Origin of the sequence: Anaerobacillus sp., assembly GCF_046314235.1 — a bacterium.
Classification (GTDB): domain Bacteria; phylum Bacillota; class Bacilli; order Bacillales; family Anaerobacillaceae; genus Anaerobacillus.
Genome location: NZ_JBKBWN010000006.1, coordinates 100,907 through 113,659, shown reverse-complemented (window position 1 = coordinate 113,659; position 12,753 = coordinate 100,907). Strand labels below are relative to the sequence as shown.

At 36.0% G+C, this 12,753-nt stretch carries 16 protein-coding genes and 1 riboswitch; of the genes, 12 read left to right on the top strand and 4 right to left on the bottom strand.

The window, feature by feature from the left end:
* On the top strand, nucleotides 1-327 hold the full coding sequence (locus tag ACK4M9_RS10355) for a DUF2325 domain-containing protein (RefSeq protein ID WP_409850091.1): 327 nt from the start codon (nucleotides 1-3) through the stop codon (nucleotides 325-327).
* A gap of 109 nt (nucleotides 328-436) precedes the next feature.
* Here the strand turns inward: ACK4M9_RS10355 and ACK4M9_RS10350 are convergent, their stop codons facing one another.
* Entirely contained in the window at nucleotides 437-763 is a 327-nt protein-coding gene (locus ACK4M9_RS10350; RefSeq protein ID WP_409850090.1) for a helix-turn-helix domain-containing protein, read from the bottom strand.
* A gap of 368 nt (nucleotides 764-1,131) precedes the next feature.
* On the opposite strand from ACK4M9_RS10350, the gene comGC reads away from it, so the two are divergent.
* From comGC to ACK4M9_RS10315, 7 genes are read left to right on the top strand one after another with little or no spacing between them, the layout of a single operon-like run.
* The gene (comGC, locus tag ACK4M9_RS10345; protein ID WP_409850088.1) at nucleotides 1,132-1,437 is read left to right on the top strand and encodes a competence type IV pilus major pilin ComGC; all 306 of its coding nucleotides are present in this window, start codon (nucleotides 1,132-1,134) and stop codon (nucleotides 1,435-1,437) included.
* Between the two features lies 1 nt (nucleotide 1,438).
* On the top strand, nucleotides 1,439-1,891 hold the full coding sequence (gene comGD / locus ACK4M9_RS10340; protein ID WP_409850086.1) for a competence type IV pilus minor pilin ComGD: 453 nt from the start codon (nucleotides 1,439-1,441) through the stop codon (nucleotides 1,889-1,891).
* Nucleotides 1,878-2,213 (top strand): prepilin-type N-terminal cleavage/methylation domain-containing protein, encoded by a 336-nt coding sequence (locus tag ACK4M9_RS10335; protein ID WP_409850084.1) that lies wholly within the window; start codon nucleotides 1,878-1,880, stop codon nucleotides 2,211-2,213. Before comGD ends, ACK4M9_RS10335 begins: the two co-directional genes overlap by 14 nt.
* A complete protein-coding gene (gene comGF / locus ACK4M9_RS10330) occupies nucleotides 2,210-2,647 on the top strand; it encodes a competence type IV pilus minor pilin ComGF (protein ID WP_409850082.1) in 438 nt (145 codons plus the stop codon). Before ACK4M9_RS10335 ends, comGF begins: the two co-directional genes overlap by 4 nt.
* On the top strand, nucleotides 2,637-3,017 hold the full coding sequence (gene comGG, locus ACK4M9_RS10325; RefSeq protein ID WP_409850080.1) for a competence type IV pilus minor pilin ComGG: 381 nt from the start codon (nucleotides 2,637-2,639) through the stop codon (nucleotides 3,015-3,017). The genes comGF and comGG overlap by 11 nt, the downstream gene beginning before the upstream one ends.
* Nucleotides 3,018-3,021: 4 nt before the next feature.
* The gene (locus ACK4M9_RS10320; protein WP_409850392.1) at nucleotides 3,022-3,519 is read left to right on the top strand and encodes a shikimate kinase; all 498 of its coding nucleotides are present in this window, start codon (nucleotides 3,022-3,024) and stop codon (nucleotides 3,517-3,519) included.
* Nucleotides 3,520-3,570: 51 nt separating this feature from the next.
* On the top strand, nucleotides 3,571-3,756 hold the full coding sequence (locus tag ACK4M9_RS10315) for a YqzE family protein (RefSeq protein WP_409850078.1): 186 nt from the start codon (nucleotides 3,571-3,573) through the stop codon (nucleotides 3,754-3,756).
* Between the two features lie 143 nt (nucleotides 3,757-3,899).
* On the opposite strand, the gene ACK4M9_RS10310 is transcribed toward ACK4M9_RS10315, so the two are convergent.
* Nucleotides 3,900-4,694 carry a YqhG family protein gene (locus ACK4M9_RS10310; RefSeq protein ID WP_409850076.1) on the bottom strand — a complete coding sequence of 265 codons (795 nt, stop codon included), beginning with the start codon at nucleotides 4,692-4,694 and terminating at the stop codon, nucleotides 3,900-3,902.
* On the bottom strand, nucleotides 4,672-6,363 hold the full coding sequence (locus ACK4M9_RS10305; RefSeq protein ID WP_409850074.1) for a DEAD/DEAH box helicase: 1,692 nt from the start codon (nucleotides 6,361-6,363) through the stop codon (nucleotides 4,672-4,674). The genes ACK4M9_RS10310 and ACK4M9_RS10305 overlap by 23 nt, the downstream gene beginning before the upstream one ends.
* Nucleotides 6,364-6,522: 159 nt before the next feature.
* Nucleotides 6,523-6,667, top strand: a riboswitch (glycine riboswitch).
* Nucleotides 6,668-7,010: 343 nt separating this feature from the next.
* Between ACK4M9_RS10305 and gcvT the strand changes: the two genes are divergently transcribed.
* The 3 genes from gcvT to gcvPB are packed head-to-tail and all read left to right on the top strand — an operon-like array spanning nucleotide 7,011 to nucleotide 10,935.
* Nucleotides 7,011-8,108, top strand: coding sequence for a glycine cleavage system aminomethyltransferase GcvT (gene gcvT, locus ACK4M9_RS10300; protein ID WP_409850072.1), 1,098 nt, complete (start codon nucleotides 7,011-7,013; stop codon nucleotides 8,106-8,108).
* A gap of 26 nt (nucleotides 8,109-8,134) precedes the next feature.
* Complete coding sequence (gene gcvPA, locus ACK4M9_RS10295) at nucleotides 8,135-9,481, top strand: aminomethyl-transferring glycine dehydrogenase subunit GcvPA (protein ID WP_409850070.1); 1,347 nt, start codon at nucleotides 8,135-8,137, stop codon at nucleotides 9,479-9,481.
* The gene (gene gcvPB / locus ACK4M9_RS10290; RefSeq protein WP_409850068.1) at nucleotides 9,481-10,935 is read left to right on the top strand and encodes an aminomethyl-transferring glycine dehydrogenase subunit GcvPB; all 1,455 of its coding nucleotides are present in this window, start codon (nucleotides 9,481-9,483) and stop codon (nucleotides 10,933-10,935) included. The genes gcvPA and gcvPB overlap by 1 nt, the downstream gene beginning before the upstream one ends.
* Nucleotides 10,936-11,261: 326 nt before the next feature.
* Here the strand turns inward: gcvPB and ACK4M9_RS10285 are convergent, their stop codons facing one another.
* Nucleotides 11,262-11,642, bottom strand: coding sequence for a rhodanese-like domain-containing protein (locus ACK4M9_RS10285; RefSeq protein WP_409850066.1), 381 nt, complete (start codon nucleotides 11,640-11,642; stop codon nucleotides 11,262-11,264).
* 186 nt (nucleotides 11,643-11,828) lie between these two features.
* Between ACK4M9_RS10285 and ACK4M9_RS10280 the strand changes: the two genes are divergently transcribed.
* The gene (locus tag ACK4M9_RS10280) at nucleotides 11,829-12,662 is read left to right on the top strand and encodes a lipoate--protein ligase family protein (RefSeq protein WP_409850064.1); all 834 of its coding nucleotides are present in this window, start codon (nucleotides 11,829-11,831) and stop codon (nucleotides 12,660-12,662) included.
* Nucleotides 12,663-12,753 lie beyond the last annotated feature (91 nt).

The following is a 12,753-nucleotide window of genomic DNA, read 5'->3' as shown; positions in this document are numbered from 1 at the left end:
ATGAGGTCATTATTAATAGTAGGAGCGGATCATCTGGGGTCAATACCTCAGAAACTCGAAGAATTAGGGTTTTCAGAGGTGACACATTTAAGTGGAAGAAAGGTACAAATGGTGAAGCGGGAAATCCCTGAAAACGTCGATTCAATTCTTGTTTTAACTGACTTTATTAATCATAATTTAGCTAAGACGTTAAAGAAAAAAGCTCAAGATCAATCAGTACCGGTTTACTATGCAAAAAGATCATGGTGTTCCATCTATCAAGCATTGTCTAAGTGTGAATTGTTGTGTCCTGTACATAACGACTGTAAACAAACAATGAAACATTAAACCTTGTTTTAAAAATAGAAAAACTCCCATTGCGGTTCATATGTGGGAGTTTTTTCGACTTTTCGATTAGATTTTCCATGACATGTACACGGGAAATCTATTTTTATAATTACTGGTTTTTACGCCATTTGTTAAATTCTAAGTATTCCCGAAATTGTTCTTTACTAACTCCTGACTCCATAGCCTCTTTGACTAACTCAATCCAAGCGGAATCAAGATTATTCTGTGCTTTGTTATCCTTATTTTCATTTAATAAGGATTCAACAGTTACTCCTAAAACAGTAGATATTTTTTCTAGGAATTGAATGGAAGGATTAGATTGGATATTTCTTTCAATTGAACTTAAGTATGATTTTGCTACACCGGCAGTTTCTGCTAGTTCAGATAAAGACATTCCTTTTTCTAACCGTAATTTTTTCACTTGTTCACCAATCATCTTTATCGTTTCCTTTCTCACCCTGTGAATATAATTATTTTATTATAACATTTGATAGATTGTTCTGTAAATAGAACCATGAGAATAGGTAAATTTACATTAAATTTCAAAAAAAATGATAAAAATTATAAAAAAAGCAGGAATTTTGTTAGTGTTTGTCTAATTCCTTTTCTGAGTTACTACATGTAATTCATCGTTGTCTCCACTTTACTACAAACCTTAAATGAAAGAGGTGAAAGAAAAAAGTACCGCCCCTCGTGAATTCCTATTGTTTTCTCCCCAATTTAAATCATTTTATTAATCTGATCATTAGTTAGAGACGGTCTCAATATTAAAAAGTTTTATTAAATATTGAGAGGTGGAACAAAATGAAATTTAAAAGTATTAAGAATAATGATGGATTTACGCTAATCGAAATGATGATTGTCTTAATGATTATTTCAATCTTACTCCTCATTGCCATTCCAAATATGACAAATAATAATGATCTTGCCAATCAACGTGGCTGTGATGCTACGATAGATTTATTACAAGCGCAAGTCGGAGCTTACTTTGTCGAACATAAAAAGTACCCTGTAAAATTAGAAGATTTAAAAGACAAGTATGTAGATACTATTGTTTGTCCAAACGGAACTGAACTTATCTTAGTAAATAATAAAGTCGTTGTGAAGTGATATGGATAAACTTTATTTTCGTAATGAAAAAGGTCACAGCTTACTTGAGATGACTCTTGTTCTACTTATTATTGCGACTGTATTGACGCTCCCTCTAGTTTCTCTCGGAGCAGTTGCTGACGCTAGTGAACGAAATCAGTTTATCTATCAGTTGCAACAGGATCTTTACTATGCCCAGCAAATGGCGTTGAGTCAGCAATTAGTTGCCTCTGTCGTTTTCTTGAATGGCAGTAAAGAATATATCATTCGCCAAGGTGGAGAAGTTATTTTACGTAGGAAGTTCCAAGTCGAAGGAACAACAATTGTCCAAGGGACATTATCATTAACAGACATTTCTTTTCTTCCCAATGGCAACGTTCAAAAGTCTGGTAGTCTTACGATAAGGATGAATGACCATCGCTATCGACTTGTCCTACTATTAGGAAAAGGACGGTTTTACATTGAACAATTGTAAAGGCTTTACCCTAATTGAAGCAATCACATCGTTAATGGTCCTGGTTGTTGTAACGACGATTGTTCTCCCTATTTTACTGATTGTCTACAATGAACGTATCGCTATTCAGCAGGAAAAAAATGCACTATATTACCTTGATAAGGCGATCACAAGCTGGATTTACGAAGACAAATCTTTTTTGGAAACTAATATAACGGATTTAGAAACTACGTATAAATTAACGTTCACCTTCAACAATGACCATCAGGAGCTCAGGGCATGTATCGCTTGGAATGCAGCCAATGACCGTCATTATGAAAGGTGTGAGAGTGCCAAAAGATGAAAAAGAACAATGGCTTTACCCTAATTGAAGTTTTACTTGCCTTCTCGATTTTCCTCGTTATTGCTTCCTTTATCCCTCAATTCGTAAAGCTTATTTCAGATGAACCAAAACATCTCCACAATATTGAGGTTTCTTTATTTTTTCAACAGTTTGCGATTGATATTCAAAAATCTGCTAAGATTGACGTCGCAAACAATGTTTTGTATCTCCAACAGGAAAATAACGAACAAGTAACGTATGCACAATTTCAACAACGGATCCGTAGGCAAGTAAATCAAAAAGGGCAAGAAATTGCCCTGCAAAAAGTAGCAGATGTACATTTCCAAAAAGTCTCCAATGGCATTGATGTTACGGTCGTGGACCTATATAATCAAACACATGTAAGAAGAATTACTCATTTGTTACCTATAGAGGCATTGTATTATGGGAAATGAGAAGGGGTTTATCTTACCGACGACAATTATCATCATGTTGCTTCTATCCAGCTTTGTTATTTTTCAAGTAAGTCAATACGCTCTCGAAAAAAAAATCTTGTCGGAAGAAGGAGAACTTTATACAGCTGAACGCTTATTGCAAATGGGAGTTGTCGATGTTTTAAACATACTAGGTTCAGATAATCGCGAAAATTTTTCAGGGAATTTTTATTACGAAGAAGGAGAAGTTTCGTTTGTTGTCAAAAAAGAGAGGAATGAAATGAAATCAGTTAGACTAATAAGTAGAACGGTAGCGCCTAAAACAAAAGAATTTACTTTCTTTTATGATGTAAAAACTGAGACTGTATTACCGTGGTTAGAGGAGCGATAAGGTGATTAACGAACATATATTTTTAACTGGATTTATGGGGGCTGGGAAAACTACTGTTGGGAAGTTTCTTTCAAACTGCTTAAACATTGCCGTCATTGACACTGACTATTATATAGAAACTGTTAAAGAGAAAAAAATTAGCGGAATCTTCCAAGAAGAGGGTGAAGCTAGATTTCGCGAATATGAATCAGAGGCACTTCAAGAAATTTGTAAGCAATCTCCAAAGATAATTACAACAGGTGGCGGAATTGTTCTAAGTGTCAAAAATCGTGAATTAATGAAGCGAAAAGGAAAAGTGTTTTTTCTTTATTGTGATTTAGAGGAGACAATGAGAAGGTTGGCGATGGATGATAGTAGACCGTTATTCAAAGCAGATCTTGAGCAAAATAAGAGAAGATTTGAGGATAGACTCCCACTATACCTTGAAGCTGATTTTGTCATTGAAACAACGAATAAAACAGTAGAACAAATCATCCAAGAGATCATCTCCTGCTTAGAATAATTATTGCAATCATTGGCAATACTAATGAAAAAACTAAGCTGGTGAACCGAAATGAAAACAAATGATTATGTAAAATATGTGACACAACAATTTGTAAGCTATGTAGATACACCTAGTGAAAAACGAAAAGAAATGAGACAAGAAAGAAAAGCTAATAAACTTCCCTTTGCATATAAGTGGTTCGGCTTACTGCCATATGCTATAGGGCAGATGTTTAACAGTAAGAAGAAGCGTTAGTAAACATTAAGTACGTTACGATTATTTTAGAAGTGTCAGTTTACCAAAGGCCCTTATCTTTATATAAAGATGTTATCTTTTGTTACATCTTTAATAGCGGCTATGGTGACTGACACTTTTTTTAAAAAGTTGCTGCGCTTTTCTTAGTGTGGCAGACCTAAGTAAAATACGCCCCCATTTATGATGCTTATATTAATTTTAGGTTCGTATTGTTCTTTTAAAGCGGTAATTTCCAAATAATAGTTTTCGGGCTTATCTTCTATATCCTCATAAAAAGTTTCTAGTAGCTTTAAATCTTGTTCCCAGCGGAATTGGGCATCTTCAGCCCATTGATGATTGTCTTTTGCTACCATTGTCCGAATGACATTCTCAAGTCTAGTAAGACCGCTAGCTGGTGTAATTAATGGCGATAAAGTAAAACAAAAATCAGGTATTTTCGGAGTCAGCGATTTCGATAAAAGTAAATCATGAAAATGTTCTTTGACTTCACCTGTAATTAAATTAAGTCCCAAAGAAATAATCATGTCTTTTTTACGGTCACATTGGTAGGATATTTTTGTATTTAAGCAAAGCCATGGATGTAAAGCCGTTGAACTTCTTCGGTCCTCAATGGAGATTTGTTCAAACAGTCTTATATAGGCCCCTAATTGTTGTGCAGATTGAAAGATCTGGTGAAGTCTTGGTGAACCGAAGTGAATTTGTTCACCTTTTTTATCTTCCTTACATTTTTCAGGATTTGTAATAAGGGTCATCTCCATTGGATTCGGAGTTCCACCTGTTTTCTCTAGATAGTGCCAGTAAAATGGCCGATTCATTAACATTTTATCTAAATCAATGGAGAGCTGAATGTGAAGATAGCCGTCACTATTTTCAAGTATGGGACTTTCATTTGCCGTAAAATACCGTTCTAAAAAGTTATGAATGTCCTGCTGCTGCATTTTCTTGCGTCTCTCCCTCGTTTAATTTTATTAATTCACTAAGATGATTCATTTTCACTCTCATTTCACCTTGGCTTTTGGATTGGATGAGAATATCAGAAATGTGATCCTCGATATTATCAAGTTCTAGTCTACTTAAAATATCATCTAATTCACCGATTACCCTTTCAAATAGACGGATTTTATCATAAAGCAGTGTTAGAATATGTTGCTCTACTGTATTTTCTGTAGCGAAGTTATAAATATGGACATCTTTTTCTTGACCTAATCGATGAATTCTACCGATTCGTTGTTCAATACGCATAGGATTCCAAGGAAGGTCATAGTTAATGATATGATGACAGAATTGAAGGTTAATTCCTTCGCCACCTGCTTCTGTTGCTATAAGAACTTGGGCACGGTCTTTAAATAGTTGTTTCATCCAATCCTTTTTCCCACGCTTAAAACCACCACGAAAAGGAACTGAACTAATTCCATGTTGATTAAAAAACCATTGTAAATAGAGTTGAGTTGCTCGATATTCAGTAAAAATAATGACTTTATCATCAATTTTTTGAATGAGCTCCAGCGCTTTTTCAGCTTTTGAATTCCTAGTTACTTGTTCAATTTTTTTGAAGATATTTTTAATGGTTTCTGCTATTTCAGGAGTATTCGTAAGCTTTTCGGTCATATTTTTTAAAGTTAAAAAAGCCGCCTCCCGACTACTACAAACCTCTCGTTGTAATGTCAATAAGGAGAAATGATTTTTTATAATGGAATTTTCTTCATTCGTACCAACTTCTCTCAAGGCAGTTACTGCATCATATAACTCTTGTTCTTCCTTTGAGAAAGGAATCGTAATTGTTTCAACGATTCGTTTTGTCCATTCAATTCCAGTATCTTCTCGACGGTTTCTTACCATTACTTTATTAACAAGCTCTCGTAGCTTCTCATCATTTTTAGGGGACCGGCTATTTGATCGGAAATTATCGTCAAAAGTTGCTTCATCACCAAGATGTCCAGGTTTTAGGAGCGAGACCAGGTTAAAGATTTCCTCTAGTTTATTTTGAACTGGAGTGGCAGTTAAAAGTAAACAAAACTTTTTTTTCAAGTTTTGAATGAACTCGTAATTTTTTGTTTTTTTGTTTTTTAGTTTATGAGCCTCATCAATGATGATTAAATCGTAGTTTTGTGCTAAGACAATGTCTCGATGTGGGTTCCGCTTTGCTGTATCAATAGAGGCAACGACAACATCACATTGTTCCCAAACGTACGTTTTACGCTGTGGAATAGCCGGGATAAAGAATTTTTGGTTTAGTTCTTGTGCCCATTGCGATACAAGTGAGGCAGGCACTAAAATTAATGCTTTTTTTACTAGGCCTCGAATCATATATTCTTTCAAGATCAGCCCTGCTTCAATAGTTTTCCCAAGACCAACCTCATCAGCTAAAATTGCTTTTCCATTCATTTCTTCTATGACTTTTTTAGCCACTTCTAATTGATGTGGAAAAATTGTTAAGTTTGGGAGATGGGTAGGTGCAACAAGACCAAAGAATTCATTAATTGATAAGTTCCTTTCTGCTTCCATCGCAAGTTTGTATAACTCCCAACTTGACCAAGGGCCATCCTCATCCATTTTTTTTAGCAATCCTTCTTTCCATGAAGAATCAAAATTTATCGTAATATTCATGGACACCAATCCTTTCTATGGTTTTAAAAAATAATGATTGCCAATTAAACTTAGGTAATGATAGGATATCGATAGGGTGTTTTTCACATAGTCATATTGTTTAGTATGGACAAAGCAGTTGAAAAACATGAGTTTAATCTAACAATATAATAAGGGCGAATGAGAACATGGGGAGAGACTGCACCGTATTTACGAGTTTTATAAAAAACCGTATTTAATGATAATTTCTGTTTAGGAATTGCTGCAGCGCCGAAGGAGCAAGCGAGAACGTGAATCTCTCAGGCAAAAAGACTCTTGTTTGACGCAACTCTGGAGAGTGTCTATAACCTTTTAGTCCTACAAGTGTTAAGGATTAAAAAAACTAAAAACTGTTTTGCAATTACTTTGTAGAACTTAGGCTAAGTTTTTATTGGATATATAGGCCACCCACGAGGATACTTCCTAATTTAGGAATAAACTTTCTGGTTTAAGGACAGAGAAATACACAAAAAATGTGTATTTCTCTGTCCTTTTTTATATCTTAAAGTCTTTAAGTTAATTAATTAAAGAGCTAAAGCGTATGAACTCAGAAAGAAGGGAAATTGCTAGGAATAAGTAATAAAGGTGAAAAAAATATCAAAGCAGAATAGCTAATGGGAGGTTGCGTAATGAGTGTTTTAAAACGAACACCACTTTTTGAACTTTATGCAGAGTATGGTGGAAAAACAATTGATTTTGGTGGTTGGGATCTTCCGGTTCAGTTTAGTAGCATTAAAGAAGAACATGAAGCTGTAAGAGAAAGAGTCGGCCTATTTGATGTTTCGCACATGGGTGAGTTTACTGTAAAGGGAGCTTTGGCTGAGCAATATTTGCAAAGATTGGTTACAAATGATGTCTCTAAATTGAAAGCTGGCTCCGCTCAATATGCAGCGATGTGCTATGTTGACGGTGGAACTGTTGATGATTTAATTATTTATAAAAAATCAGAAAATGATTACTTAATCGTCGTCAATGCCTCTAATATTGAAAAAGATTTTACGTGGATGGAATCTCATTTACTTGAAGGTGTCGAACTTACGAATGTTTCTGAAGAAATAGCGCAACTAGCTATTCAAGGTCCGCTTGCCGAAAAAGTATTACAAAAATTAACGACAACAAATCTTTCGGAAATCACGTTTTTTAAATTTCAAGATTGCATAGATCTTCAAGGGGCGAAAGCGTTAGTTTCAAGAACTGGATATACTGGTGAAGATGGCTTTGAAATTTATTGTGAGCAAGCTGATGCTCCTATGTTATGGAGAAAGATTATTGAAGCTGGAAGCTCAGAAGGGATTTTACCTTGTGGTTTAGGAGCTAGAGACACTCTTCGCTTTGAAGCTCGTTTACCCTTATACGGTCAAGAATTAACGAAGGATATTACGCCAATTGAAGCTGGTATCGGTTTTGCAGTAAAAGTTGATAAGGATAGTGACTTCTTCGGTAAGGAAACTCTAAAGCTTCAGAAAGAAAAAGGAGTTAAAAGAAAAATTGTCGGTCTTGAAATGATTGATAAAGGGATTCCAAGAACAGGCTATGAAGTCTATGTTGGCGACACTCAAATAGGGGTAATTACGAGTGGGACGCAATCACCAACATTAAAGAAAAATGTCGGCTTAGCTTTATTAGACATTGAGTATGCGCCACTAAATACAATGATTGAAGTTCAAGTAAGGAAAAAGCGGTTAAAAGCACAAGTGGTGAAATCACCTTTTTATAAGCGTACCTAAAACATTTAATTTAAGGGGGAAGTAAATTGAAATTTCGTTATTTGCCAGTTACCGAGCAAGACAAGCAGGACATGATGGATAGTATAGGTGTGACATCTGTTGAAGAGTTATTTGCTGATATTCCGGAAAAAGTTCGTTTTAAAGGCGAGATGAATTTAAAACAAGCACTTTCTGAGCCAGACACTGTAAAAGAATTAGGGAGAATGGCAAGCAAAAATGCCAATACGAAAGATTACATATCATTTTTAGGGGCAGGTGTTTATGAGCACTACATTCCTTCTGTAGTTGATCACATTATATCAAGATCAGAATTTTACACAGCATATACACCATATCAACCGGAAATTTCTCAAGGAGAGCTTCAAGCCATCTTTGAATTCCAAACAATGATTAGTGAATTAACTGGAATGGACCTTGCCAACTCTTCTATGTATGATGGGCATACTGCACTTGCTGAAGCTGCAATGATGAGTGCCGGTCAGACAAAGAAAAAGACAATTCTTGTTTCAAAGGCTGTTCATCCTGAAGCAAGAGATGTATTGAAGACCAATGCAAAGGGGCAAAACTTAGTCGTTGTTGAAATTGACATCGTAGACGGTGTCACCGATATTGATGATCTAAGAGGAAAGTATAATGATGACACGGCTTGTGTTGTTGTACAATATCCAAACTTTTTTGGAAACATAGAAAATTTAACTGAGATTGAGGAAGTTGCTCACTCTGGTAAAGGTCTCTTTGTCGTATCAAGCAATCCATTAGCTTTAGGTGCGTTGCAGCCTCCAGGAAAATTTGGTGCAGATATTGTTGTCGGGGATGCACAACCATTTGGTATTCCACAACAATTCGGTGGGCCCCATTGTGGATATTTCGCAACTACAACCAAGCTTATGCGTAAAGTTCCTGGAAGACTTGTCGGACAAACAACTGATGATAAAGGTCAGCGTGGCTTTGTATTAACTTTACAAGCGCGTGAACAGCATATTCGTCGTGATAAAGCGACATCAAATATTTGTTCAAACCAAGCTCTGAATGCGTTAGCGGCATCTGTCGCGATGACTGCGATCGGAAAAGCTGGAGTAAAGGAAATGGCTCTGCAAAACATTCAAAAAGCAAATTACGCAAAAAAATCATTTATCGATAAAGGTTTTAGTGTTTCTTTTTCAAATAATGCTATTTTTAATGAGTTTGTCGTTAAGCTTGCAAAGCCGGTTAAAGAAGTAAATGAGTTATTATTTCAACAAGGGATCATCGGTGGCTTTGACTTAGGGAGAGATTATCCTGATCTCGATCATCACATGTTAATAGTGGTTACTGAACTAAGAACAAAGGCCGAAATTGACAGTCTTCTTGAAGCATTGGAGGGAGTAAAATAATGAAAAACCAACCGTTAATTTTTGAACAAAGTAAATCTGGGAGAATTAGCTACAGTTTACCTGCGTTAGATGTTCCAGAACTGGATGTAAATGAAATACTCCCAAGTCAGTTTATTAGAGAAGAAGCTCCTGAACTACCGGAGGTTTCTGAGCTACAGTTAATTCGTCACTACACGGCTCTTTCAAATCGTAACCATGGTGTTGATTCTGGTTTCTATCCACTAGGATCATGCACAATGAAATATAATCCAAAGATTAACGAAGATATTGCAAGGATGTCAGGCTTCTCACATATTCATCCTTTGCAAGATGAAAATACTGTTCAAGGTGCCCTAGAATTACTATATGATTTGCAAGTGTCTTTAGAGGAAATCACTGGAATGGATGAAGTGACATTACAACCTGCGGCAGGTGCGCACGGTGAATGGACAGGATTAATGTTAATTCGAGCTTACCACGAAAAGAATGGTGATTTCCACCGTACAAAAGTAATTGTCCCAGATTCTGCCCATGGTACAAATCCAGCCTCAGCAACTGTCGCAGGCTTTGAAACCATTACAGTACGCTCGAATGAAAAAGGGTTAGTTGACCTAGATCATTTACGTGAAGTAGTTGGTGAGGACACAGCAGCATTAATGTTAACGAATCCAAACACACTTGGATTATTTGAAGAAAACATTTTAGAAATGGCTGAAATTATCCATAGTGCAGGTGGGAAACTATACTATGACGGTGCCAATTCAAATGCGATTTTGGGTATTGCTAGACCTGGAGATATGGGCTTTGATGTCGTCCATTTAAATCTTCACAAAACATTTACTGGCCCACATGGTGGTGGCGGACCTGGTTCTGGTCCAGTAGGAGTTAAGAAGGATTTAATTCCGTTTTTACCAAAGCCAGTTATTGCCAAAGAAGGGGATCGTTACTTCTTCGATTATAATCGTCCTGAGTCAATTGGCCGCGTAAAGCCATATTACGGAAACTTTGGAATTAACGTTCGCGCTTATACGTATATCCGTACAATGGGGCCAGATGGACTTCGTAAAGTTTCAGAAGATGCTGTCCTTAATGCGAATTATATGTTCCGAAGGTTGCAACCATATTTTGATGCACCTTATACGCAGCATTGTAAACATGAGTTTGTCTTATCAGGAAGACGTCAAAAGAAACTAGGGGTAAGAACATTAGATATGGCAAAACGCCTTTTAGATTTTGGCTATCATCCACCAACAATCTATTTCCCGTTAAACGTTGAAGAGTGTTTAATGATTGAGCCTACTGAAACTGAGACAAAAGAAACTTTGGATGAATTTATTGAAGTTATGATCCAAATTGCGAAAGAAGCAGAGGACAATCCTGAGATTGTTCAAGAGGCACCACACCATACGGTTATCGGTCGCCTTGATGAAACAACTGCAGCTAGAAAACCAATTTTAAAATACCAAAAGCAATAAAATAAGAAGCTGCCCTTAAAAATTTAAGTTTTGGAGTTTTGAAACGAGCAACATGACATTTATGGAACGAAGAGGCTGTCCCGAAGTGCCCAGCACATCTCGAAGTGAACTATCTATAGAATTGTATCTTTGCACTCTATTTATATAACCGAGCTCGCTGGTACTATGCTCTTGGGTCAGTCTCTTTTCTATTAGCTCCCTTGTAATTTACAACGAAAAACGTGAATTCATAGAGAATTCACGTGAAAAAAATTTTTTCTTTTCAGTTACTTACTAAAGAATACCTAAAAGAGAAGTTATTTTGTTGGTTAAAACACGGTAATTTCTTATTTTTTTACTTTACCTGTCCATTTACGAAAGCCACCTTTTAAATGACTTAGGTCTTCACAACCTTGTTTTTTCTTTAAGAACTCGGCAGCCCGAATACTTCTAGATCCTGTTTGACAGTATAGATAAACAGGCTTGTCCGGTCTAATTTCTGCTGCTCTTTGACGCATTTGTGATAATGGAATATTCCTAGCACCTAAAATATGACCGGTTTCAAACTCCCTTTGTTCTCTTACATCAATAAGCTGTGCTTTTCGGTACCCTTGACGAAACTCATCTTCATGAAGATCTTTCAAGTATTTTGGCTTAATAAACCTTTTCACAATTAAAAACACTAGAATTGCTGTCATAATACCTAAAACCAAATTCGCCCAATTCATCTACTCTACTCCTTTGAGAACGCTGTGTTAGTCAAAATGTTAGATCAACACAAATCGTATATTATAATAACAAATATAAATGATCCAATGTGATTATTCAAGATGTATGCAATTCACGTTGGTTGACATCCCTACTTTACCTACTATAGATTAAGAATAACAATTCTTTATAGAAAGAGGAAACAAATGAAAGAAACATGGAATTTTATTAACTCTGGAAAAAGTTCAGCTGCTTTTAACATGGCGCTAGACGAAGCTTTATTAGAGTGGCATAGCCAAGGGAAAATTAATCCAACGATTCGTTTTTATGGCTGGGACCCAGCTACTTTATCAATTGGTTATTTTCAAAAAGTTGAAAAAGAAATTAATTTAGAAGCAGTCGAAAAATATGGTTTAGGTTTTGTTCGTAGACCTACAGGTGGTAGAGGGGTACTACATGAACATGAACTTACATACAGTGTAATTGTCTCAGAAGACCACCCGAAAATGCCTAAAGGAGTAACAGAAGCATATAGGGTCATTTCAGAAGGCGTTCTTGAGGGTTTTAGGGACTTGGGACTTGATGCATACTTTGCTGTTCCGAAAACAAAAGAGGAGCAAGATCTTTTGAAAAGTCCTCGTTCAGCTGTTTGCTTTGATGCCCCGTCCTGGTATGAATTAGTTGTTGAAGGTAGAAAAGTTGCTGGAAGTGCTCAGACTAGGCAAAAAAATGTTATCTTGCAGCATGGTTCTATCATTTTAGATTTAGATGAAAAAAAGTTATTTGACTTATTTAAGTTCTCAAACGAACGCGTTCGTGAGCGGATGTTAAAAGGCTTTAGCAAAAAAGCTGTGGCAATAAATGAATTAAGTGAAAAAAAAATTACAATAGAAGACGCTGAAATTGCCTTCAAAAGCGGATTTGAAAAGGGACTAGACATTGTTCTAAAACCTTATACGTTATCTGAAGATCAAATTAGTTATGTTCATAAACTCGCCGTAGATCGCTACGCAAACGATGAGTGGAATTTCAGAAAATAAAAAGATTTGGCTACCAATTTTGGTGCCAAATCTTTTTATAAGAAGTATACACTTTTTAGCATTAATTATTTCTCGGTTACGTGCACCGCTC